The sequence below is a fragment of the Chelatococcus albus genome (genome assembly GCF_030067675.1).
GTDB classification, from domain to species: Bacteria; Pseudomonadota; Alphaproteobacteria; order Rhizobiales; family Beijerinckiaceae; genus Chelatococcus_A; species Chelatococcus_A albus.
Genome location: NZ_JASJEV010000003.1, coordinates 378,794 through 400,567, shown reverse-complemented (window position 1 = coordinate 400,567; position 21,774 = coordinate 378,794). Strand labels below are relative to the sequence as shown.

Here is a 21,774-nt window from a genome sequence, read left to right as displayed (position 1 = left end):
AAATCAGATCAAGACATTACCGGCTAATCGAAAGGAAATAAATGGGCCATCTTCGCTCCATCGAAACGCAAACGGAGCGAAGACAATGACCAATCCCACCCATCCCCTAACCGGCAAGGTTGCCCTTGTCACCGGCGGCTCGCGCTCGATCGGGGCAGCCATCGCGAAGAAACTTGCCGTTGATGGAGCGGCGGTCGCCATCACCTACAGTGCCTCGCCTGACAAGGCCGCCCAAGTTGTCGCCGACATCGAGGCAGCCGGTGGCAAGGCTCTCGCCATCGCGGCGGACGCCGGCAGCCCCGAAGCGGTGCGCGCGGCCGTAGCGAAGACCGTCTCGGCCTTCGGCGGCATCGACATCCTCGTCAACAATGCCGGTGTAGCGGTGAACGCCCCTATCGAGGACTTCAAGTTCGAAGACTATGAGCGGATGATCGCCGTCAACGTCACCGGAGTGTTCGTCGCCACCCAGGAGGCGGTGCGGCACATGACGCCGGGCGGGCGCATCATCCATATCGGCTCGTCCATGACACGCTATGCAGCGTTCCCGACCGCCTCGGTCTATACGCTGACCAAGGGCGCGATCACTGGCTTCAATCGGAGCCTCGTGCGCGACCTCGGTCCCAAGGGCATCACCGTCAACACGGTCCATCCCGGCCCGACCGATACCGACATGAACCCGGCGGACGGTCCTGTCGCTGCCATCGTCGGCCCCGGCATGGCAATCGGCCGCTATGGCCAACCCGCCGAGATCGCCAGCGTCGTCGCTTTCCTCGCCAGCCCCGATGCGGCCTTCGTCACCGGCGCGGACATCGTGGCCGATGGCGGTCTGACTGCCTGATCCTCCTGATACTCGAACCCCTGAAAGGACTCTGCCATGAACAGCATCGGCATCATCGGCGCTGGCAATATCGGCCGCGCCTTCGCAACGGCTCTTGCCAACAACAACATCCGCGCCACGCTTTCCAACAGCCGTGGCCCGGATAGCCTGAAGGATGTGGTGGCCGCCATCGGCCCGACCATCGAGACCGGCACCCGTGAGGAAGCGGCGTCGAAGGACATCGTGCTCGTCGCGGTCAACTGGTCGAAGCTGCCGGGCGCGCTCGCTGGCCTTCCTGACTTCGGCGGCCGCATCGTCATCGACGCCAACAATCCGATCGAAGCGCCGCTGTTCAGGCCCGCCGAGCTCAATGGCCGGCTCTCCAGCGAGGTCTTCACGGGCCTCGTGCCCGGCGCGCGGGTGGTCAAAGCCTTCAATCACCTGCAGCCGCACCTGCTGTCGGGCGATCCGCGCGCCGAGGGTGGCCGCCGCGTGCTGTTCTATTCCGGCGACGAGGCCGGATCGAAGGCGGAGGTCGGCGCACTGATCGACCGGCTCGGCTTCTTCGGCATCGACCTCGGACCGATCTCAGTCGGCGGACGCCTCGTCCAGTTCCCCGGTGGACCGCTCCCAGCGCTCAACCTCGTGAAGTTCGACTGATCGAACGTCGCCCGTCGCATGAACGCATCTTCTCCGAACCGGCGGCCATGCCCCCTGAAGGGCATGGCCGCCTGCCGAAAAGGAAACGCAACCATGTCCAAGACCATTCTCCTCATTCACGGCGCTTGGCTGACGCCTGCCATCTGGCAGCCCTGGATCGATCGTTACGAAGCGCAGGGCTATAAGGTTCTCGCGCCGGCCTGGCCGCTCATGGACCGCCCCGCCGAGGAACTTCGCCGCGCGCCGCATCCCGAACTCGGAAAGCTGACCCTCGGTAAGATCGTGGATCACTACGCGGCAATCATCGCCACCCTGCCGGAGCAGCCGGTCCTGATCGGGCATTCCTATGGGGGATTGATCGTGCAGATGTTGCTCGATCGCGGTCTAGGCGCGGCCGGCGTCTCGATCGATCCCGGCCTCGCCGCTGGCATCAAACCCGGCGCGAAGGCATTTCTTTCGGCGCTTCCGGTCTTTCTCGCATGGTGCGGTTGGAGCCGGGCCTTGAGCATGTCGTCAAGCAGTTCGCGAAGAACTTTGCGAATGGCCTGCCCGAGTCTGAGCAACGTCAGGCGTTCGACCGTCATATCGTCCCCGCACCGGGCCGCATCTATTACCAGTCGGTGCTGGGCCTCGGTGCGTCCGTCGCTTGGAAGAAGGCCGATCGTGCGCCACTGCTCTTGATAAGCGGGGAGAATGATCGCATCGTCGAGCCGGGCATGGTTCGGCAGAATCTGAGTTGCTATGAAGCTTCGGGCGCGCTCACCGAAGCCACCAGTTTCCCAGGCCGCAGCCATTTCCTGATCGCCGCACCCGGATGGGAGGACATCGCCGATGCGGCGCTGGAGTGGGTGATCGCCAAAGGGGAGCCGAGAGCCGTGGCGTCGTCATAGTGCTCATTTCCGTTGGGCGCTGACCGCCAAATCTTCAAAATTCCGCGTGGCGGACGAGAGGGATTCGAACTCCGTTCAAGGGAGGGCTATAGCGTAAACGTAGTTCTCATCATCGCCCGGTGCGGTGCGCCATTCTTCTCCGAAAATCAGACGGTTGCAGGTTTCCTGACCCGCGTGCCGCTTGCTGCCGCCAAGGCGTGCCGCGGTCCGTGATCGCTGCGCGGGGGATGTGCGTTGCGGGTCGGAGCCGCCAGGGCCCTGGCCGACCGCAAAGGCGTTCCTGACCTCAGGGAGGATCGCGGTGAAGGCCCGGAGCAGGCGCACAAATATCCCGGCCAGCTCTCCGGCGGGCAGCAGCGGGTGGCCATCGCCCGCTCGCTGTGCATGAGCCCGAAGATCATGCTGTTCGACGAGCCGACCTCGGCGCTCGACCCGGAGATGGTGAAGGAGGTGCTCGACACCATGGTGTCGCTGGCGCAGGAGGGCATGACCATGCTCTGCGTCACGCACGAGATGGGCTTTGCCAAGCAGGTGGCGAACCGCGTCATCTTCATGGACGCCGGCCAGATCGTGGAGATGAACACGCCGAGCGAGTTCTTCGCCCATCCCCAGCACGAGCGCACCAAGCTCTTCCTCAGCCAGATCCTGCCCTGACAGGGCAAGGCGTGCCCGCGCAGTCCCCGCGGGCATCAGCCGTAGAGCGCAGCCTCCAGCGCTTCGATGCTCTCGAGGCAAATGTCCGCGTGCGGCGCGAGGGTTTCGCGGGTGCCGTTGCCGGTCAGCACGCCGACGATGAAGCCGACAGCGGCAGCGCGGCCCATGAGCATGTCGTGGGTGTTGTCGCCGACCACGGCGACCTCCGCCGGGGAGAGCTGCGCCACGCGGCAGAAGCCCTCAACCATGCCGGGCGCCGGCTTCGTGCCGAAGCCGCTGTCGTAGCCGGCGACATAGTCGATGAGGCCGTCGATGCCGAAGCGCGCCGCCGTCGCGCGGACCGAGGCCTCGTTGTCGCTCGATGCGATGCCGAGCTTGAGGCCATGCCCCCGGAGCCGGCTGAACAGGGCGGCGAGATCGGTGACCGGCACCATGTCGGCCACCGAGGCGCGGAACAGTTCATCCAGCATGCGGGTCAGGCCGCCCCGGTCGTGGGGTGCCCCGCCGGCGACCCATACCTCGGCGAGCTCGGCCGTGTTGCCGCTGGCGAGCAGGCTGTCGGGCGCAACCCGGCCGCTCACCGGATCAGCCCCACCGAGCTGCAACAGCCTGGCTGCGAGCGCTGGATCGCCGCGGGCGGCGATCGCGGCGGCGCGGCGATTGATGGGCGTCCAACTCGCCGCGTAGTCGAGCAGGGTTCCATCCTTGTCGAAGAGAATGCCGGCAATCGAGACAGGAGGGTCGCGGCGGCTTGTGGCGGACGGCACGGCTCGGCTCTCGCGAGATCGGGACGAGACCCTTGGTGCCATGCATGCGAGGCCCGTACAAGGCGGGCCTGTGCCGGGCGGCACGCTAGAAGGGATTGCATTTACCTTGCGACACTACTCTAATGCGATTGCATTATGGCTCGTTGCTCAATGTCCGATTGTGCTCATCCTTTGCGTTTCGATGATCTGACCAAGATCACTGTCTTCGGGGCATTGGTGCGTGCTGCGCTGGGGCGAGGCTGGGCACCGCCGGCGGATCTCGACCCCGCCCGGCTCGTGCCCTGGCTGCAGGCCAAGAAGATCGACTCGCTGTTCTTCCTCTACGGCAGCAGAAGCTACCCGCCGCAGATCATCTACGACCGCATCTGGAGCGCGCAGCGAGCCGCTCTCCTCGAGATCTTGCGGGGGCTCGAAGCCGAGGGCGTGAGCGCGGTCGTCCTCAAGGGGGCGGAGGCAATCGAGCGCTTCTACGGCTCGCGGGCGATCAGCGTCTCGAGCGACATCGACCTGCTCGTGCCCCGCGCCGCGGCGCAGATTGCCAAGCGCTGTCTCTTCTCGCTCGGCTACCGGCAGGCGGGCTTCCTGCCCGAGGAGGACCGCCTCGTCGACCTCGACATCGAGGACATCGCGGCCACCGAGTTCGGCCATTACGAGCTCGCCCCCTTCATGAAGCCGATGGGGATCGAGGTGGCGGACGCGGATCTGCCGGCGATCCGGCGCTCCGGCGCCTGCGTCATGTACGAGACGGCGCAGGGGCTTCCGCGCTTCTTCGTCAATGTGGACATCCATGTCGGCCTGTCGCGCGACACGGATCCGGCGCCGCTGATCGAGAGGGCCGTGCCGAGCGCCTTCGGTCTCGGCCGCGCGCTCGCACCGGTCGATGCGGCCTGGTTCACCCTTGCGCGGCTCTATGCGGAGCAGGCGAGCCACGCCAAGACGACCATCCGTGATTACTTCTACTGCCTGCCCCATCTGCGCGCCGGATTTCCCTTCGACCTTCTGGCCGAGCGTGCAGCCGCCGAGGGCGTGGCCGTGCCCTTGTACTATGGCCTGTCGCTGTTCGAGGCGCTGGCGCCGGGAACCGTGCCTGCCTCGGTGATCGAGGCACTCGGCCTGGCAGGGCGACGCGAAAGGCGTGACTACGGCTGGCAGCTCGGGCGCATTCTCGACGGGCCCGAGCCGCCTCCGCATCTGCTGACACGCCACGACGGGTCTCATCGATGATCAGCGGGGGGAGGACAATGGCCACTCCGACAGTGCCGATCATGGAACGCGGGGAGGGGGTCTGGGCCGTCACCGAGGCGGGGGAGCGCTATCTCGACGCGGTGTCGGGCACCTTCAACCTGCCCCTCGGCTACTCCCACCCCGCCGTGGTGGACGCAGTCGTCGCCCAGGCGCGACGCGCCATGCATGTCGGAAGCAGCATGGCGAGCCCGCTTAAGGAGGAGTTCACGCGCAAGCTCGCCGCGCTCGCCCCAGCCGGCCTCGATGCCGTCTGGCTGCGCGACATCACGGGGTCGACCGCCGTCGAATGCGCCGTGCGCATCACCCAGAAGGCAACCGGGCGCCCAGGCGTCCTCACCTTCTTCTACGGGCATCACGGCCAGACGCTGTACACGACGGGTCTCGCAGGGCCAGCTTTCCGCCGGGAGGCGTTCCCGGCGACGTCGAGCATTCCCGCTGCCGTGCGCGCACCGGCACCCTACTGCCTGCGCTGCTTCTACGATGCCCAGCCTGCGACCTGCGGCGTCAAATGCGTCGACAAGATCGACGAGATCCTGACCTACGCCGCAACATCGCGGATCGCCTGCCTGATCGTCGAGCCGGTCTTCGGCAACGGTGGCAACATCGTGCCTCCGGCGGCCTTTTTTCCGAAGATCCGCCGCTTCTGCTCCGAGCGGGGCATCCTGCTCGTGGCGGACGAGGTTCAGACGGGGCTCGGGCGTACGGGGCACATGTTCGCCTCCGTCGCCCTCGGGCTCGATCCGGACATCATCGTGCTGGCCAAGGGCCTCGGCGGCTGCGGGGTGCCGCTTGCCGCGGTGCTGATGCGCGGCGAGCTCGACGTGCTCGAACGCCATGAGCATTCCTTCACCAGCGGCGCCCACCTCCTTGGGCTCGCAGCGGGCATCGCCACGCTCGAGGTGATCTCCAGCCCCTCCTTCCTGGCGGATGTGCGGCGAAGGGGCAGGCTCCTCGGGGAACGGCTGCGGCGGCTCTCCCATCGCCATCGCGGCATCGGCGAGGTGCGCGGCCTCGGCCTCATGTGGGGGCTCGAGATGGTGACAGTTGACGGCGGGCGGGACGTGGAACGGGCCAACCGGATCGTGGAGGTGGCGCGCGATCGCCACCGGCTCCTGCTCAGGACCTCGCAGTACGGGCGCGGGAACGTGGTCAAGGTGCGCCCGGCCCTCGTCGCCAGCGAGGCGGAGCTGGACGAGATTGTCGACCGCCTGGATGCGGTGCTCGGCGAAACGGCGGAGCCATCGGTGCCGGCGCCGGCCCATTCCAGGGTTCTGCAGGCATGAAGGCCTTCGTCTATCGCGGCCCCTGGCGGGCGGCCATCGAGGAGTGGCCGGAGCCCGGCATCGCGCGCGATGAGGACGTGCTCGTCGCGATCCGGGCCACGGGCATCTGCGGCACGGACGTCGGCATCGTCGCCGGGCATTACGTCGCGTCGGCACCCGTTGTGCTCGGACACGAGACCGCGGGCGTCGTGGTGGCCGTCGGGGCGCAGGTCGAGGACTTCGTCCCCGGCGACAGGGTGGTTGTCGACCCGACCTATTTCTGCGGCCGCTGCCGCTATTGCGCCACGGGGCGGCCGAACCATTGCGTGCACAAGCCGGGCACCGAGACCGGGGTGAGCGCCGACGGCGCCTTCGCGCCGCTCTACCGGACCGAGGCGCGCTTTCTGCGCAAGCTCAAGCCATCCACGCCGTTCAGGCTTGCTATTCTCACCGAGCCCACGAGCTGCGCCCTGACCGGCCTCAAGCAGGTCGGCGCCTTGGACGGGCGCCGGGCGCTCGTATTCGGCTGCGGGCCCATGGGGCTGATCTATGCCTCGCTTCTCGATCACCGCGGGGCGGGCGGTGTCCTGGTCGACGGCTCCGCCCATCGCCGCGCCGTGGCCGAGGCCATCTTCGGTCGGCGCTGGACCGTGGTTGCAGACGGAGAGGCCGCCGTCGATGCCATCCGGCGCAGCCATGGCGCAGTGGATGTGGCGGTGGAGGCGAGCGGCGTCGGCCTGAGCCATCTGCTCGAGGTCATCGACCGGGGCGGCAAGATCGTCCTGGTGGCACTTCGCTCACGACCGGTCGAGATCGTTCCGTCCGCGCTGACCGACCGGAGCGTGTCGCTCATCGGCTCGATCGACACGATCGGGACCTTCGACGAGGCCCTGGAGGCCGTGGAGACTGGCGTGGTGCCGGCCTCAACGATCGTCGACGCGACCGTGCCATTCAAGGAGATCGAGGAAGGCTTTCGTCTGGTTGGTTGCGACATCGGTGATGGCCGCCTGAATGGCGAGATTCGCGCCGCCAAGGTCGCGGTCGAGATCACGACCTGAGAAGGTTGCCTGAAGACGTTCCGCGGGAGCACGGCATGGCCATCGTCAACGTACCGGGCATTGCCATCGAAGGCGTCGACTACATCGGCAAGACGACGGTCGCCGAAGCCATATTGCGGCGTTTGACGGTGCCGCCGGGGGCACCGACCGTCGTCTATCGCAAATGCTACATGTCGGCGGCGCCGCTGGTGCGCTTCCTGGACGAGCGGGCGCGGCTCAGCGATGATCTGGAGACGCGCGACTGGTACTATACGGCGGCGCTGATGATCGATCTGCAGACGCTTGCGCCCGTTCCCGGCGCGATCCACCTGCAGGAGCGGCACTGGCTGACCCAACTGGGCCGCAACGCCTTCTTTCACGGCGGCAAGGAGATCTACCCGTCCGAGCGTATCCTCGCCGCGCGAACGGTGTTCGATCTCGGCGTCATGCTGACGTCGGACCTCGCCACGAAACAGGAGAGAGCGCGTGGCCGTCTGCCAGGTTCGCCACGCGACTCTCTTCTGGCTTCCGATCCACGGCTGCACCAGGCTTACGAGGACTTCGTGGTCGGCCTCGTCCCTCGGAACGAGCCCTGGATCGTCGTGGATACCACCAATCGCTCGCCCGAGGCGGTCGCATCCATCATCCTGGACGCCTATGCGACAGCGAGATCGGCGGCATGAGGGGAAGCTCTGCTACGACTTCAGGCAGATCGAGGTGCGCGCGACGCCGTCCGTCTTCAGGCCGAGCTTGGCGATCTCGGGTGCGAGCACGTTGACGTCACCACAGAGCTCCACGAGAGCGGATACCTTGCGATCCGCGAGGCCCTTGAGATGGGCTTTCAACTGATCGGCGTTCGTGAAGCGCTTTTCAATGGTCTCAGGGGCGACTTTCACAGATGCAACGACTGATTTTGGGCTTTGCATGGCAACTCTCCATATGGACTATTCATGATCTTGACCAATACCGGAGTAGTCTAATCCCATATGGCCGGTTGCTCAAGCCTCGGCACCGAGCTCCCGGAGCCGCCCGGCAAGGCCGCGCAAGGTTTCCGGCGGCAGGCGCGGCCCGAGATGGCCGCATTTGGCGGCGCCGGCCTCGACTGCAAAACGCAGGGCGCCCAGCGGGGCGAGGCCCCGATGGAGCCCTGCGATGTAGGCGGCGCGGAACGCGTCGCCCGCGCCCGTCGTATCGACGGGGTGCCGGACGGGCCGCACGGGAAACGCTCCATTCTCGCCGCGACCGGTGAAGGTGATCGCCCCTGCGCCGTCAGTCGCGCAGGCGAAGAGGGTTCCTGGCCCCGCCAGGGAGCGAAGCGCCGCCAGAATGCCCCGCTTTCCCGCAAGCGCCTGAACTGCAGCCCGTGAACCGACGATGTGATCCGCGAGCGCCGTGACCTGTCGATAGGCGGCATCCCCCCGCTCGACGTCGACCACGACCGGCACGCCGTCGGCGCGGGCGAGCGCGAGCGCCCGCGCATTGGCATGATCCTCGTGCCCGTCGAGGTAGACGGCGCGCAGGGTGTCCGTCCACGCCGCGTCGATCAGCGCCGGCGCGAGGACCAGGCGAGGATCGCGGTGCATGACGATCGTGCGCTCGCCTGTTTCCGCCTCGTGCAGGATGACGGCCTCGTGGGGCGCCGCGTCGTCGACGATCTGCACGGCGCTGGTGTCGACGCCCATGGCGGCCAGCGCCGAGATGGCCGCGCGGCTCGCCGCGTCGCCTGCCGCAACGCCGGCGAAGCGGACGGGGATGCCCAGTCCCGCGAGGGTATATGCGACATTTGCCCCCTGTCCGCCATGGAACGTGCTGCGCGCCGAGGCGACATATTTCCGTCCGCGGCACAGCGGCTCCGCCAGGGTGACGACCGTATCCAGGATCAGATTCCCGACCACGAGGACGGCAGGCGCCATGCGATGCTCCTTCCGGACGGGGCGGTCCGCCTGCGTCGGGTTCCGCAGGAGCCCGGGCCAGGCGGTATTGGGAGGGCGTTCACGGTGTGGCCGGGGCGCTCCATCTCCCGGGGACGGCGTGCGAGCATGGTGGCACACCAGCGGGAATGGCGTCGCCGATCACCGGTCATGTGCGTCCGACTGCCCTCAGCGGGCGTGTGCTGGCGGCGGACCTGGGACGGCCGGCGCCGTTCGAGCCGAGGACGAGCACGGGGACCCCGCGCCGCGATGCGATCGTCGACAGGATCGCGTCGTCAATGACGCCGCGGCGGACGACGATGAGGCGTTCCCGCGTGGGGCCGAGCAGGTGCGTGACCGCGCCCGCATCCGCCGTGGCAGCAGGTGTCCGCTGAAGGCCGAGCAGGTCATCGGTGCGGGTGGCGCGCTCGCCCGTTTCGGCACGGGAGAGGACGCCGGATCGCAGATCGAGCAGCAGCAGAGCTTCCTTCGCCTCTATCGCGAGAGCGTTCGCCACATCGACACTGGGGTCGTCGGGGCCGCCCACGACGGCGACGACCGGCCCGTGACGCCGCGCGATGCGTCCTGGCACGATGAGCACGCCCGCGGCCGTCCGGAAGGCCGCGTCCACCGCGAGCGGCAGGGGTTCGGCGGCGCGCCCGGCGGCGCCCGTCGCCTGGGAAACGACGAGGATGTCCTCGGCGCGAACGCCAGCCCGCGCGGCACCGGCAGCGGTTTCGTGCACGATCTCGAAGTGGCAGGTGGCGGTCGACGTCCTGGCGGCCTTGGCGAACAGGCGCTGCGCCGCTGCGATGGCGAGGTCGCGGGAGCGCGTCACGCCTTCGGAGTCGAGGACGTGCCACTCGCATTCCAGGACGCGGAATTCGCGGGCGAAGGGCAGGCCGGCGAGGCTCACGATGCCCGGGTCGTCGATGAAGCGGCCGAACAGATCGAGATGCATGAGCTCGGCGAGCTCGACGGCGAGCTGCACGGTCGTTGGATCGTAGCCGCTTCGGTGCAGCTCGAGCACGATCCGTCGGAACTGCGGGCTGGCACCCGTCATGGCGCCTCCTCCGGCGCTCCTTCCTGCAACGGCCGGCCCGTCTCGTCGAAGCGGCGGCGGATGCTCGCGAAGGCCCGCAGCCGCTCCTCCACCAGCCCGTTTACCGTGTCCGCGGGGTAGCGTCCATCGGCACCGCGCTCTCCGGCAGGACGCCCGGCAAGCAGCGAGATGCCTTCGTCGACGGTGGCGATCGCGTAGACGCCGAACCGGCCTTCGGCGCAGGCGTCGATCACGTCCCGGCGCAGCATGAGATGCTGGACGTTCGCCTTCGGGATCGCGACGCCCTGCGTTCCTGTCAGGCCGCGCGCCTTGCAGATGTCGAAGAAGCCCTCGATCTTCTCGTTGACGCCGCCGATCGCCTGGATCTCCCCGTGCTGGTTGACCGAGCCGGTCACCGCGATGTCTTGGCGCAGGGCGATGCCGGCGAGGGCGGAGAGGAGCGCATAGAGCTCGGCCGACGAAGCACTGTCGCCTTCGACGCCCGCGTAGGACTGCTCGAACACGAGGCTCGCGTAGAGCGACATCTGGGTGTCCAGGGCATAGCGCCCCGCCAGGAACCCGGAGAGGATGAGCACGCCCTTGGAATGGACGGGGCCGCCGAGCTTCACCTCGCGCTCGATGTCGACCACCTGGCCCCGGCCGGGGCGCACCCGGCAGGTGATGCGCGTCGGCCGGCCGAAGCGGAAGCCGCCCAGCTCGATGACGCTGAGGCCGTTGATCTGCCCGATGCGGGCGCCTGTCGTGTCGATCAGGGCCACGTCCTGGAGGATCGTTTCCCGGGCCCGGTCGCGCAGCCGCGAATTGCGCCGGACGCGTTCGTCGAGCGCGCGCTGGACGTCTGCGCGCGAGACGACGCCGCCGTCGGCCTCTCCGGCCCAGAAGTCGGCCTCGACGACGAGGTCGCGGATCTGGTCGACGAGCAGGGTGAGCTTGCCCGCGTGGTCGGCGACGCGCGCCGCATGCTCGATGACGAGGGCAACCCCGTCGCGGTCGATCGCTCGCAAGCCGTCGTGACGGGCGATGGTGGCGATGAGGCGGGCGAGCACGGCCTCGTTCTCGGCGGAGCGATCGATGTCATCCTCGAAGTCGGCCAGGACCTTGAAATGTTCGCCGAGTTCCGGATCGAGCGCCGCCAGGAGGTAGTAGAGCAGGCGGTCGCCGAACAGGATGACCTTGACGTCGAGGGGGATCGGGTCGGGTTCGAGCGAGACCGTGCTGGTCAAGCCCAGGAAACGACCCACGTCCTCGGTCACGATCTCGCGGCGCCGGAGCGCCCGCTTGAGCGCGGTCCAGCTGAAGGGTTCGGTGAGGAGGCTGCGGGCGTCGAGCAGGAGATAGCCGCCGTTGGCCCGGTGCATCGCCCCGGCCTTGATCAGGCGGAAATTGGTGACGAGCGCTCCCTGGCGGGACAGATATTCGATCCTTCCGGTCAGGTTGCTGAGCGTGGGGTGCAGCTCCTGGACGATCGGCTGGCCCTGCGCCCGCCCGGCCTGCGTCACCAGCACGTTGACTTCGTAGCGGTCGAAGGGGCTGCCGGACCCGGTGTCGATCGTCACGGCCTCATCCCCGTCGCCCTTCATCACGAACATGGCGATGTTCTCGACCAGATCGGTCCGCACGGCCTCGACATGTTCGACGACACGCGCGATGTCCGTGAAGCCGGCTTTCGCGTCGTCGATGGGCTGGCTGACCGCGCGCTTGGCTGTATCGCGATTGAGCTTGCGCAGTTCGTCGCGCCGCTCCTTCTCCCATGAGGGGATCTGGCGCACGATGCGCTCGAGGTCCTTCTCAAGGCCCTGGATGGCTTCCTGCACCGCGCGCTTCTGAGCCTCCGGCAAGGCATTGAATTCATCGGGCGGCACCACCTGGCCGTTGCGGGCCGGCGCGAGGGCGAAGCCGAGCGGCGTGCGCAGGATGACGATCCCCTTCGCCTCCGCCTTGCCGCGCAGCTCGGCGAAGGCGTCGGCCTGTTTCTTCTGGAAGGCTTCGTCGATGGCGCCCCGCCGGGTCTGGTAGTCCTCACCCTCGAAGACGACCGGCAAGGCCGCCTTCAGATCCTCGATCAGACACCGCATGGCATCGCGAAACTGCGGCGCCCGCCCGGCGGGAAGCTCGATCGCGCAGGGCCTGTGGGGCTCGGCGAAATTGTTGACGTAGACCCAGTCCGAGGGGGTGGGTCTGTCCGCCGCGGTGGCGCGCAGCATCGCCTCGACGGCCTCATGCATGCGTGCCCCTGTCGAGCCGATGGCGAAGAGGTTGAAGCCGGGTTTCGCGACCCGGCTGCCGAAGCGGACGGCGTCAAGCGCCCGCTGCTGGCCGGCGAGCCCGTCGATCGGCTGCAGGTCGGCGGTCGTCTCGAGCTTCACCGCCGACAGGTCGGCGGGGCGGTAGAGACGCTCGGCCGGCAGCCGAAGAGGGGAGTTGGCGGCGTGATCGGCAGGCTCGAGCTCGTCTGGTGACATGGGACGGTCTTTCTCCCTCGGCCGGTCGCGAGCGACGCGCGGTGACGGCGGCGCCACAGGCGCCTCCAGCATAGCGCGCTGCGAGGATCACGCATCCGCCGGCTGGGCGCGCGGGCGGCTCGGCGCTCTCACCCCTTGATGCAGATCAGCGGCCTGAGGCGCGCCACGCGGCGGGCGAGCCCCGCCCGCTCCGCCGCCAGCACCACGGCTCCCACATCCTTGTAGGCCCCTGGCGCCTCCTCCGCGACGCCGCGGGCCGACGGGCTGCAGACGAGGATGCCCCTCGCCGCCAGCTCGTCGACGATGCCGCGCCCGCTCCACTGCCTCAGCGCCGCATGGCGCGACAGGGCGCGGCCCGCGCCGTGGCAGGCCGAGCCGAACGCCTTCTCCTCGCTGGAGGCGAGCCCGGCCAGGATGTAGGAGCCCGTGCCCATGCTGCCGCCGATGAGCACGGGCTGGCCGGCGGCCCGCAGGGCATCCGGCAGGCTCGGGTGGCCGGGGCCGAAGGCGCGCGTCGCGCCCTTGCGGTGGACGTAGACCTCGCGCGGCTCGCCGTCGACGGTGTGGGTCTCGGCCTTGCAGGTGTTGTGCGAGACGTCGAACAGCAGGTCGACAGCCACTTCCGGGAAGAAGTCGCGCAGGATGCGCCGCGCGTAGTGGCCGAGGATCTCGCGATTGGCCAGGGCACAGTTGGAGGCGGCGCGCATGGCGCCGAGATAGCGCTGGCCGATATCGGAGTTGATCGGCGCGCAGGCGAGCTCGCGGTCGGGCAGGGCGATTCCGGCCGCCGCGGCAGCGACCGGCATGCCCGCCAGATATTCGGTGCCGATCTGGTGGCCGAGGCCGCGCGAGCCGCAGTGGATCGTGACAACGACCTGGTCCTGTGCGAGACCGAAGGCGCGTGCCGCGTCGCGGTCGACGATCTCGGCAACGGCCTGGACCTCGAGATAGTGATTGCCGGAGCCGAGCGTCCCCATTTCGTGACGCTGGCGCCCCTTGGCACGCTCGGAGACGCAATCGGGCCGGGCGCCCGGCACGGCGCCGCCCTCCTCGATGCGCTCCAGGTCGCGGCTCTCGCCCCATCCGTTCTCGACCGCCCAGCGGGCGCCGCCCGTGAGCATGCGATCCATTTCCACCGTGTCGAGCGTGATCGCGCCCCGGCTGCCGACGCCTGCGGGGATCTCTCGGAAGAGGGCATCGGCGAGCCGCGACTGCACCGGCTCGATGTCAGCGACGGCGAGGTCCGTGAGCATGGTGCGCACGCCGCAGGAGATGTCGAAGCCGACGCCGCCGGCCGAGACGATGCCTCCCCCGTCGGGATCGAAGGCCGCGACGCCGCCGATGGGGAAGCCATAGCCCCAGTGCGCGTCGGGCATGGCATAGGAGGCCGTCACGATGCCCGGCAGGGTTGCGACATTGCAGGCCTGGACGCCGACCTTGTCGTCCATGCCGCGGATCAGGTCCTCGTCGGCATAGATGACGGCCGGCACGCGCATCGCGCCTGTGGGTTCGATCCGCCAGGTGGTGGCGTCGATCTGGGTGAAGCGCCGGGGATCCATCGCGATCCTCCTCTGGCTGTCGGGCCGCCGCGATGCGGCGGCATCCGCTGCCTGTCGCGCCGGCGCGGCACGGTGTGCGGCCCGTCACCGGGCCTCTCGCGGTCGGCGATGCGTGGCGGGGGGCGGGCCGGCGCCGGCTGGCGTCAGACGTCCACGACGCAGGCGGCGGTCCACAGGCCGTCCGCCTCCCGCGCGACACGCAGCTCCGTGAAGGTCGCGCCCTTCGGCTCGCAGGCGGGCGCGTGCCGCGCGACGTCGACGGGCTCCCCCGCCAGCGTTCCGCGCAGCTGACCGCCCGTGATCTCGACTTCGAAGCCTCCGAACAGCATGCGTCGCACCGACATCTCATAGATGATGGCGTTCAGCCACGCGGCCAAGAGCAGGTCCGGATCGGGCGCCTGGCAGGTCACCGCGACACTGTGTTCCGGCCGGATCCGCGCGTCGGTGACCGCGGCGGTGAGGGCAAGCGCGGCCTGCTCGAACGCTTCCTGCATTGTCGCCCCGAAACCGCGCACACCGACGTCGGCATCGTGCGGGAAATGCTCCCAGCGGCCCGGCCCCCTCCCGACCGCGTTGCTCGCGGTGGTGCCCGTCATGGCCGCATGCCGTGCCGGCCGAGCCGCTTCACCGTGCTCGCCTGGGGGCCCTGCACGCCGGCCTCCTCGACATAGGCGACCCGGGTGCCGACCTTCAGCCGATCGAACTGTTCGTTCAGGACACTGTTGCGGTGAAAGTAGACGATGCGGCCGTCGCTCGTTTCGAGGAAGCCGAAGTCGGCCCCTTGCTCGAGCCGTGCCACCGTGGCGGTGGGATGCGCCTCGTGGACCTTCATCTGGCCCTGCAGGCGGCGGACCTTGTCCTGCAGGCGCCTGCGGGCCCGCTTGAAGGCGTCGTTGAGCGCGAAGGCGAGGTCGGCATAGCGTACATCCGCGTGCGGCGTGCGCCCCACGGCGACCTCCCGCCCGCCGGGCAGCGAGAGCCAGATGTTGACCTCGTAGAGGCCGCCGTTGCGGTGGCGGCCGCCCGGTCCCCTGAGCACGACCCGACAGGCGGTGATGCGGCCGAAGCGCTCCTCGAGCGCGCCGATCTGCGCGTCGATGGTCTCGCGCACGGCATCGGTTGCGTCCACGCCGTGGAACTCGATCTGGGGTGGGGTTTCCATCGCTCACTCCCGGTCTTGCGATCCGATGAGCCTGTCCAGCTCCGCCGCAAGGGCGATGATTTCCGGGAGGTGGGGGTCAGCCGAAGCGCGGTTCGGCGCAACGGAAAGCCACCCGACCGTTGCCCGGCCGGCGGGCTGCACGGGAAATCAGGATAGCACACTCTCCGCCCGCCGACCCCAGGCGCCCGGCGTCTGTGATCACGCCGTCGTGCCTCGCCGGTGCGGGGCATGGGGCCCTCCGCTGCATCCGCGCTTGACAGCCCGCCCGCCCCGCCGCTTGCTGAAGATCGAGGCGATGAGGGCGGCGGGAACGGGTCGTGGTCACGCTGCGGCAGATCGAGATCATCCGCGCGATTCTGGTGACGGGGACCATCGCGGGGGCGGCGCGGCTTCTCAACATCTCCGCGCCCGGCGTCAGCCGGCTGCTCAAATACACCGACCAATCGCTCGGCTTCCGTCTCTTCGAGAGGCGCCACGGGCGCTATCTGCCGGCCCCGCGCGCGGCGCACATCTTCGAGCAGATCAACAACGTCTACAAGGACGTCGAGGACCTGCGCTACCTCATCGAGCGGGTCGACATCGGTACCGGGCAGGAGCTGAAGATCGGCTCTGCCCCCAGCATTTCGATGGTCATGGTGCCGCGGGCCATCGTCCGCCTGCGGCGGCGCCATCCCGACCTCGTCATCGACCTGAACATCCTCAAGATGGAGGAGACGCTCGACTACCTGCTCCTGGGCAAGGGCGAGCTCGTGGCCATGAGCCACAGCATCGCCCATCCCAACATCGCCTCGCGCGAGCTTGCCCACGGGCGCCTGTTCTGCATCGTGCCGGAGGGGCACGCGCTCGCGAGCCGCACGGAGGTCACGCCCCGCGAGATCGCGAGCCACCCGCTCATCGGCATCGATCCCGCCGACCCCTACGGCCGCATCATGGCCGACATCTTCCGGCGCAGCGGCATCTCCTTCGAGATCACGATCCGCGCCCGCTTCGGCTCGACGGTATGCACGCTGGTCCGGGCGGGGCTTGGCATCGCGGTCATCGACCAGTTCACGCTCGCCTATGGCAGCCAGCCCGGGATCACCGCCCTGGAGATCAGCGAGAAGACCGAGTTCAAGACCTTTCTCATGACGCGCAATGACGTCACGCTCTCGGTCTACGCGGAGCATTTCGTCAAGCTTCTCAGCGAGGAGATGCGGGGCGTGGCAAATGCGCCGCGAGCCGCCGCAACACGTGGAAGTGCCGTGGCACGCCCATAACATCATGTTACGCATCACGTACAAAATGGTACTTGTGTTAGCGGTGGAGAGTACCGATGCTCCCCTCGAAGGCGCCATGACAACGAGCGCCGAAGGGAACGTCTGAGGGGAGGAAGGGCCGAATGGCCGCGCTCCAGCCTGCCGCCGCCAGGGAAACCGGACTTCGCACCGCGATCGTCGATCCGACGCCGCCGGAACGGCGTCTGCTCACGGGGCTTCTCGGCTATCCGATCGCCCATTCGGCGTCGCCGGCCATGCACGAGGCCGCGGCGCAGCACGCCGGCCTGTCCTGCCGTTACCACCTGATCGAGGTGCCGGGGGCCGACGGCGACGCGTTGCGCGCCATGCTCGAGGGCGTTCGCCGCCTCGGCTTCGCCGGCATCAACGTCACCTTTCCCTACAAGGAGGCGGTCGTCCCGCTCCTCGACGAACTGTCGCCCGCCGCCGCCATGATCGGCGCCGTGAACACGGTGGTGGTGCGGGATGGCCGGCTCGTCGGCCACAACACCGATGCCTCTGGCTTTGCCCGCGTGAGCGCGCCCCTCGTGCGCGAGGCCGGCTTCGGGCCGGTCGCCCTGATCGGCGCCGGCGGCGTCGGCAAGGCGGCCGCCTTCGCCCTGGCGGAGCAGGGTGTGCGCGAGCTGCGCATCTTCGACCGCGCGACCGGCAAGGCCGAGCACCTCGCCTCAGCCCTCGAGGGGCGGTGCCGGGCACACGTCGCCGGCTCGATCGAGGAAACACTCGCCGGCGCCGTCGGCCTGGTCAACGGCACACCTGCGGGCATGAAACCGAATTTTGCGAGCCCGGTCGACGCGCGGCTCCTGCATGCGGGGCTGTTCGTCGCCGACGCGGTCTATACGCCGTTGTGGACGACGCTTCTCAGGGACGCACGGGCCGCCGGCGCCCGCGTCATGACGGGGCGGGATCTCGCCATCGCCCAGGCGGTCGACGCCTTCCGCCTGTTTGTCGGCGTCGATCCCGAGCCCGAGGCGATGGCGAGCGCCTTCGACGCCGTGATGGCGATGCGCGAGGCGCAAGAAGACGACCGGTGAACGGCCGAACGACAAGTGCAAGGGAGGAACCTGGAATGAAGGTGTTGAAGACGACCTTCGCCGCCTTGGCGGGGCTGGCGGCGCTCACGGCGGCCCATGCTCAGTCGGGCGGCACGATCAAGCTCGCCAACGTGGCGGAACTCTCCGGCCCCGGGGCGACCGTGGGCACGAACTGGAAGAATGGCATCGACCTTGCCGTCGCCGAGATCAACGAGAAGGGCGGCATCCTGGGGCGCAAGCTCGAGGTGACCCACGCCGATTCCCAGTCGAACCCCGGCATCGCCCGTGCCCAGGTACAGAAGGCCCTCGACGGTGAGCCCTACGTCCTCTTGGGGCCCGGCTACTCCGGATCGGTGAAGGTGACGGCGTCGCTCGCGCAGCAGGCCGAGGTCCCGCAGATCATGGGCGGCGAGGCGGCCGAGCTGACCAAGGCCGGCCACACGCATCTCTTCCGTACGTCCTTCGGCCAGCAGTCGTCGATGCCCAAGGTCGCCGCCTATCTCGCCGACGACCTGAAGGCAAAGTCAGTTGCCGTCGTCTGGGTGAACAACGACTTCGGCAAGGGTGGCCGCGACGTGATCACGGCCGAGCTGCAGAAGCGCAACGTCAAGGTCGCGGCGGACATCTCGACCGAGGCCGGCCAGGCCGACTTCGCGGCGGATGTCGCGAAGGTCAAGGCGTCAGGCGCCGATGCCGCCTTCATCTACCTCAACGAGGAAGAGAGCGCGCGCATCCTGAAGGAGATCAAGCGCCAGAACCTCACCCTGCCGCTCATCGGCGAGACGACCCTCGTCGGCCAGAAGGTCATCGATCTCGCCGGGGAGGCGGCGAACGGCGCGCGCGGCCACGTCGGCCTCACCACCGATGCGCCCGTGCCGGCGATCCAGCAATTCCGCGAGAAGTTCCAGAAGAGGTACAATTACGTCCCCGACCACAACGGGTTGAAGGGCTATCTCGCGGTCTACGTGGTTAAGGCCGTGACCGAGAAGATGGGCAAGGTGGATCGCAAGGCCTTCGCCGACACGCTGCACGGCTTGACCATCAGCGCCGCGCAGGAGCCCGGCATCCTTATGGACGTCACCTACGACAAGAACGGCGACATCGACCGGCAGGGCTTCCTGGTGGAGGTCGAGAACGGCCGGCAGGTCGTCAAGAAGGTGCTGCCGAAGCTCGGCAACTGAGGTGACTGTCGGGAGCGTCGGCAAGGCGCGGCGCTCCCGACCGGGCGGGACACCGGGCACAGGCGCCGATGCGCGCCGACGACACGGCACGGACGCCGAACGGAACGGGTTTGGAGAATGCGAGGTCTTCGCGTCTCCCGGCCTGCAAGGGACCGACGGGCGGAACGCGTCCCTGGAGTGCGATCATGTCGAATTTTCTCAATCTGCTCATCGCGGGTCTTGCGACGGGTGCCATCTACGCGGTTGTCGCCATCGGCTTCACCCTGCTGTGGCAGACGTCGCAGACGATCAACTTCGCTCAGGGCGAGTTCGTCATGCTGCCGGCCTTCTTCATGCTCGCGGCCATGAACCTCGGTCTGCCGTTCATGCTGGCGGTGCTCGTCGGCATCGGGTTGTCGCTCCTCGTCCTCGGCCTCCTGTTCAAGCGCGTGCTGGTCGACCCGATGCTGCGCCACGGCGTCCTGCCGCTCGCCATCGCCACGATGGCGCTGTCGATCGCCCTCAAGGAATCGGTCAAGGAGCTCTACAGCGCCGAGGCGCATCCCTTCCCGTCGGTCGTCCCCGCCGGCAACGTCGACGTCCTGGGCGTGCCCGTGTCGATGCAGAGCCTCGGCGTGCTCGTCATTGCCGTGCTCGCGGTGGTGGCGCTCAACCTGCTGCTGACGCGCACCTCGGTCGGCCACCAGATGCAGGCCACCGCGCAGAACCCCACCGTGGCGCGCATCGTCGGCATCCCGGTCGAGCGGATGATCCTCTACACCTTCCTCATCAACGCGGGGCTTGTCGCGCTCGGCTCGCTGCTCGTGACGCCGATCTACCTCGCCAAGTTCTCCACGGGCGAGATCCTCGGCCAGGCCGCCTTCATCGCGGCAATCGTCGGAGGCTTCAACCAGGTGCGCGGCGCCGTCGCCGGCGGCCTCCTGCTGGGTGTCGTCGACAATCTGGCGGCGGCCTATGTGTCGGCGCAGTACCGCGCCGCGGTGCCGCTCTTCCTGCTCATCGTCATCATCCTGTTCCGGCCGCAGGGGCTCCTCGGTCGTGTGGAGGAGCGCACGGTATGACCCGCTCTCTCGCCGCCTGGCTCGCCGGCATCGCCGGCGCCGCCGCCCTCGTCCTGTTGCCGCTCGCGCTCAACCGCTACGGCATCTACATCCTCAGCCTGTGGGCGGTCATGACCATCGCCGCCATCGGCCTCAACCTGACGCTCGGCTACGCCGGCCAGATATCGCTCGCCCAGGGGGCCTTCGTCGGCATCGGCGCCTATGCGGTCGCCATCCTGACGACGAGCGGCTTTCCCTTCGTCGTCGGGCTCGCCGCGGCGCTTGCTGTCTCCTTCGCCGTCGGGTGGCTTCTCGGCTATCCCGCACTCCGGGTGCAGCACCACTATCTCGCCTTCGTCACGCTCGCCTTCTCGACGCTCGCCTATCTCGTGTTCCGCAACGAGGAGTGGCTGACGAAGGGCATCTACGGCATCGTCGGCGTGCCGCGCCCGTCGGTGCTCGGCATCGCGACGGCAAAGCCGCTGCCCTTCTACTATCTGTGCCTCGGCGCGCTCGCGGTCGTGAGCTTCGCGGTCTGGTGGCTGGTGCGTTCGCCCTGGGGGCGCGCCTTCGTCGCGCTCCGCGAGAATCCGGTGCGGGCCCTGTCGCTCGGCGTCGACACCCGGCGCTACACACTGATGGCCTTCGCCATCGGGTCGGCGCTCGGGGGCGTGGCGGGCGCCTTCTACGCGCCGCTCGTCGAGTTTGTCGACCCGACCCCCTTCACCCTCGCCCTGTCACTGAATCTCCTGATGATGGTCATCGTCGGCGGGGCGGGCTTCTTCCTCGGCCCGTTCCTCGGTGCCCTCATCGCGGTGCTCCTGCCGGAGTGGCTGCGCTTCATGGAGGGCTGGTATCTCATCGCCTATGCCGTCTTCGTCATGGTGCTGCTCGTCATCTCGCCCACCGGCATCCTCGGCATCCTCGACCGTCATCTGACCGCCCGTCGCACCCGCGCCGCCTCACAGGCGCGCGCGGCGGCGAAGCCGGTCCTCAATTCGGAGGCAGCGTGATGGCTCGCGTGCTCGAAGTCTCCGGGCTGCGCAAGCACTTCGGGGGCATCAAGGCGGTCGACGGCGTGTCCTTCCACGTGGAGGAGGGGGAGATCCTCGGCCTCATCGGTCCCAACGGCTGCGGCAAGTCGACCACGTTCAACTGCATCCTCGGCCAGCTCGCGCCGACGGACGGGGAGGTCAGGCTCGACGGGCGGGTGGTGACCGGCATGCGCCCGTCGGAGCTGAACCGGCTCGGCGTGAGCCGCACCTTTCAGCTCCTCCAGGTCTTTCCGCAGCTCTCGGTGCGCGAGAACCTGATCCTGGCGGGGCAGGAGCACAAGGGCACGATGCTGAGCCGGCTTCTCGGCCCGCGCGACGCCGGCCTGACGGCGGCTGCCGACCGGATGATCGGCTTCTTCAAGATGAGCCATCTCGCCGGCGAGAAGGCGGGCGGGCTCTCCTACGGCCAGCAGAAGCTCCTCGACGCCGCCATGGCCTTCATGGCCGGCCCGCGCCTCGTCCTGCTCGACGAGCCGGCCGGCGGCGTGAACCTGACGATGCTCGGCGACCTGAAGGACCGGTTGCAGGCGATGAACCGCGAGCAGGGGGCGACATTCGTGGTCATCGAGCACAACATGGACTTCGTCATGTCCCTGTGCACGCGTGTCGTGGTCATGGCCGAAGGCAGGGTCCTGGCGGAAGGCCGTCCCGAGGAGGTCCGCCGGAACCCCGCCGTCATCGACGCCTATCTCGGGCACTGAG

The 21,774-nt window shown here is 68.5% G+C and carries 22 protein-coding genes and 1 pseudogene; 15 read left to right on the top strand and 8 right to left on the bottom strand.

Annotated elements, in window-relative coordinates; translation table 11 throughout:
* Positions 1–85: 85 nt before the first annotated feature.
* From QNA08_RS07545 to QNA08_RS07525, 5 genes and pseudogenes are all read left to right on the top strand, one after another.
* Complete coding sequence (locus QNA08_RS07545; protein ID WP_283740067.1) at positions 86–838, top strand: 3-oxoacyl-ACP reductase family protein; 753 nt, start codon at positions 86–88, stop codon at positions 836–838.
* 36 nt (positions 839–874) lie between these two features.
* Complete coding sequence (locus tag QNA08_RS07540; protein ID WP_283740066.1) at positions 875–1,477, top strand: NADPH-dependent F420 reductase; 603 nt, start codon at positions 875–877, stop codon at positions 1,475–1,477.
* Positions 1,478–1,570: 93 nt separating this feature from the next.
* Entirely contained in the window at positions 1,571–2,158 is a 588-nt protein-coding gene (locus tag QNA08_RS07535) for an esterase/lipase family protein (protein WP_283740065.1), read from the top strand.
* Between the two features lie 35 nt (positions 2,159–2,193).
* The gene (locus QNA08_RS07530; RefSeq protein WP_283740064.1) at positions 2,194–2,367 is read left to right on the top strand and encodes a hypothetical protein; all 174 of its coding nucleotides are present in this window, start codon (positions 2,194–2,196) and stop codon (positions 2,365–2,367) included.
* Positions 2,368–2,676: 309 nt separating this feature from the next.
* Positions 2,677–3,021, top strand: a pseudogene (locus QNA08_RS07525) (amino acid ABC transporter ATP-binding protein); the annotation flags it as partial.
* 35 nt (positions 3,022–3,056) lie between these two features.
* Here the strand turns inward: QNA08_RS07525 and QNA08_RS07520 are convergent.
* Positions 3,057–3,788 carry an HAD family hydrolase gene (locus QNA08_RS07520; protein ID WP_283740063.1) on the bottom strand — a complete coding sequence of 244 codons (732 nt, stop codon included), beginning with the start codon at positions 3,786–3,788 and terminating at the stop codon, positions 3,057–3,059.
* 171 nt (positions 3,789–3,959) lie between these two features.
* On the opposite strand from QNA08_RS07520, the gene QNA08_RS07515 reads away from it, so the two are divergent.
* Genes QNA08_RS07515 through QNA08_RS07500 form a run of 4 tightly spaced genes read left to right on the top strand, consistent with a single transcriptional unit; the run spans position 3,960 to position 8,015 of the window.
* Entirely contained in the window at positions 3,960–5,012 is a 1,053-nt protein-coding gene (locus tag QNA08_RS07515; RefSeq protein WP_283740062.1) for a nucleotidyltransferase family protein, read from the top strand.
* 17 nt (positions 5,013–5,029) lie between these two features.
* Positions 5,030–6,316 (top strand): aspartate aminotransferase family protein, encoded by a 1,287-nt coding sequence (locus QNA08_RS07510; RefSeq protein ID WP_283740061.1) that lies wholly within the window; start codon positions 5,030–5,032, stop codon positions 6,314–6,316.
* The gene (locus tag QNA08_RS07505) at positions 6,313–7,353 is read left to right on the top strand and encodes a zinc-dependent alcohol dehydrogenase (RefSeq protein ID WP_283740060.1); all 1,041 of its coding nucleotides are present in this window, start codon (positions 6,313–6,315) and stop codon (positions 7,351–7,353) included. Before QNA08_RS07510 ends, QNA08_RS07505 begins: the two co-directional genes overlap by 4 nt.
* 35 nt (positions 7,354–7,388) lie before the next feature.
* Positions 7,389–8,015, top strand: a complete 627-nt coding sequence (locus QNA08_RS07500) for a nucleoside/nucleotide kinase family protein (RefSeq protein WP_283740059.1) — start codon at positions 7,389–7,391, stop codon at positions 8,013–8,015.
* Positions 8,016–8,027: 12 nt separating this feature from the next.
* Here the strand turns inward: QNA08_RS07500 and QNA08_RS07495 are convergent, their stop codons facing one another.
* The 7 genes from QNA08_RS07495 to QNA08_RS07465 all read right to left on the bottom strand — a co-directional run bounded on the left by QNA08_RS07495 (position 8,028) and on the right by QNA08_RS07465 (position 15,488).
* Positions 8,028–8,177 carry a hypothetical protein gene (locus QNA08_RS07495; RefSeq protein ID WP_283740058.1) on the bottom strand — a complete coding sequence of 50 codons (150 nt, stop codon included), beginning with the start codon at positions 8,175–8,177 and terminating at the stop codon, positions 8,028–8,030.
* A gap of 153 nt (positions 8,178–8,330) precedes the next feature.
* Positions 8,331–9,245, bottom strand: a complete 915-nt coding sequence (locus QNA08_RS07490) for a carbohydrate kinase family protein (RefSeq protein ID WP_283740057.1) — start codon at positions 9,243–9,245, stop codon at positions 8,331–8,333.
* A 166-nt stretch (positions 9,246–9,411) separates the two neighbouring features.
* Positions 9,412–10,305, bottom strand: a complete 894-nt coding sequence (locus QNA08_RS07485) for a hypothetical protein (RefSeq protein WP_283740056.1) — start codon at positions 10,303–10,305, stop codon at positions 9,412–9,414.
* Positions 10,302–12,767: a Lon protease family protein gene (locus QNA08_RS07480; RefSeq protein WP_283740055.1), complete on the bottom strand. Its 2,466-nt coding sequence runs from the start codon at positions 12,765–12,767 to the stop codon at positions 10,302–10,304. The genes QNA08_RS07485 and QNA08_RS07480 overlap by 4 nt, the downstream gene beginning before the upstream one ends.
* A gap of 128 nt (positions 12,768–12,895) precedes the next feature.
* Complete coding sequence (locus QNA08_RS07475) at positions 12,896–14,326, bottom strand: RtcB family protein (RefSeq protein WP_283740054.1); 1,431 nt, start codon at positions 14,324–14,326, stop codon at positions 12,896–12,898.
* Between the two features lie 143 nt (positions 14,327–14,469).
* Positions 14,470–14,922, bottom strand: a complete 453-nt coding sequence (locus QNA08_RS07470) for an archease (RefSeq protein ID WP_283740053.1) — start codon at positions 14,920–14,922, stop codon at positions 14,470–14,472.
* Positions 14,919–15,488, bottom strand: a complete 570-nt coding sequence (locus tag QNA08_RS07465; protein ID WP_283740052.1) for an HPF/RaiA family ribosome-associated protein — start codon at positions 15,486–15,488, stop codon at positions 14,919–14,921. Before QNA08_RS07465 ends, QNA08_RS07470 begins: the two co-directional genes overlap by 4 nt.
* 317 nt (positions 15,489–15,805) lie before the next feature.
* Between QNA08_RS07465 and QNA08_RS07460 the strand changes: the two genes are divergently transcribed.
* The 6 genes from QNA08_RS07460 (at position 15,806) to QNA08_RS07435 (ending at position 21,773) form a co-directional block, all read left to right on the top strand.
* Positions 15,806–16,744, top strand: a complete 939-nt coding sequence (locus QNA08_RS07460; protein ID WP_283740051.1) for a LysR family transcriptional regulator — start codon at positions 15,806–15,808, stop codon at positions 16,742–16,744.
* Positions 16,745–16,866: 122 nt separating this feature from the next.
* Positions 16,867–17,796, top strand: coding sequence for a shikimate dehydrogenase (locus tag QNA08_RS07455; protein ID WP_283740050.1), 930 nt, complete (start codon positions 16,867–16,869; stop codon positions 17,794–17,796).
* 35 nt (positions 17,797–17,831) lie between these two features.
* On the top strand, positions 17,832–18,977 hold the full coding sequence (locus QNA08_RS07450) for an ABC transporter substrate-binding protein (RefSeq protein ID WP_283740049.1): 1,146 nt from the start codon (positions 17,832–17,834) through the stop codon (positions 18,975–18,977).
* Between the two features lie 185 nt (positions 18,978–19,162).
* On the top strand, positions 19,163–20,038 hold the full coding sequence (locus QNA08_RS07445) for a branched-chain amino acid ABC transporter permease (protein ID WP_283740048.1): 876 nt from the start codon (positions 19,163–19,165) through the stop codon (positions 20,036–20,038).
* Positions 20,035–21,030 carry a branched-chain amino acid ABC transporter permease gene (locus tag QNA08_RS07440; RefSeq protein ID WP_283740047.1) on the top strand — a complete coding sequence of 332 codons (996 nt, stop codon included), beginning with the start codon at positions 20,035–20,037 and terminating at the stop codon, positions 21,028–21,030. Before QNA08_RS07445 ends, QNA08_RS07440 begins: the two co-directional genes overlap by 4 nt.
* Positions 21,030–21,773 (top strand): ABC transporter ATP-binding protein, encoded by a 744-nt coding sequence (locus tag QNA08_RS07435; RefSeq protein ID WP_283740046.1) that lies wholly within the window; start codon positions 21,030–21,032, stop codon positions 21,771–21,773. The genes QNA08_RS07440 and QNA08_RS07435 overlap by 1 nt, the downstream gene beginning before the upstream one ends.
* Position 21,774: the final 1 nt, after the last annotated feature.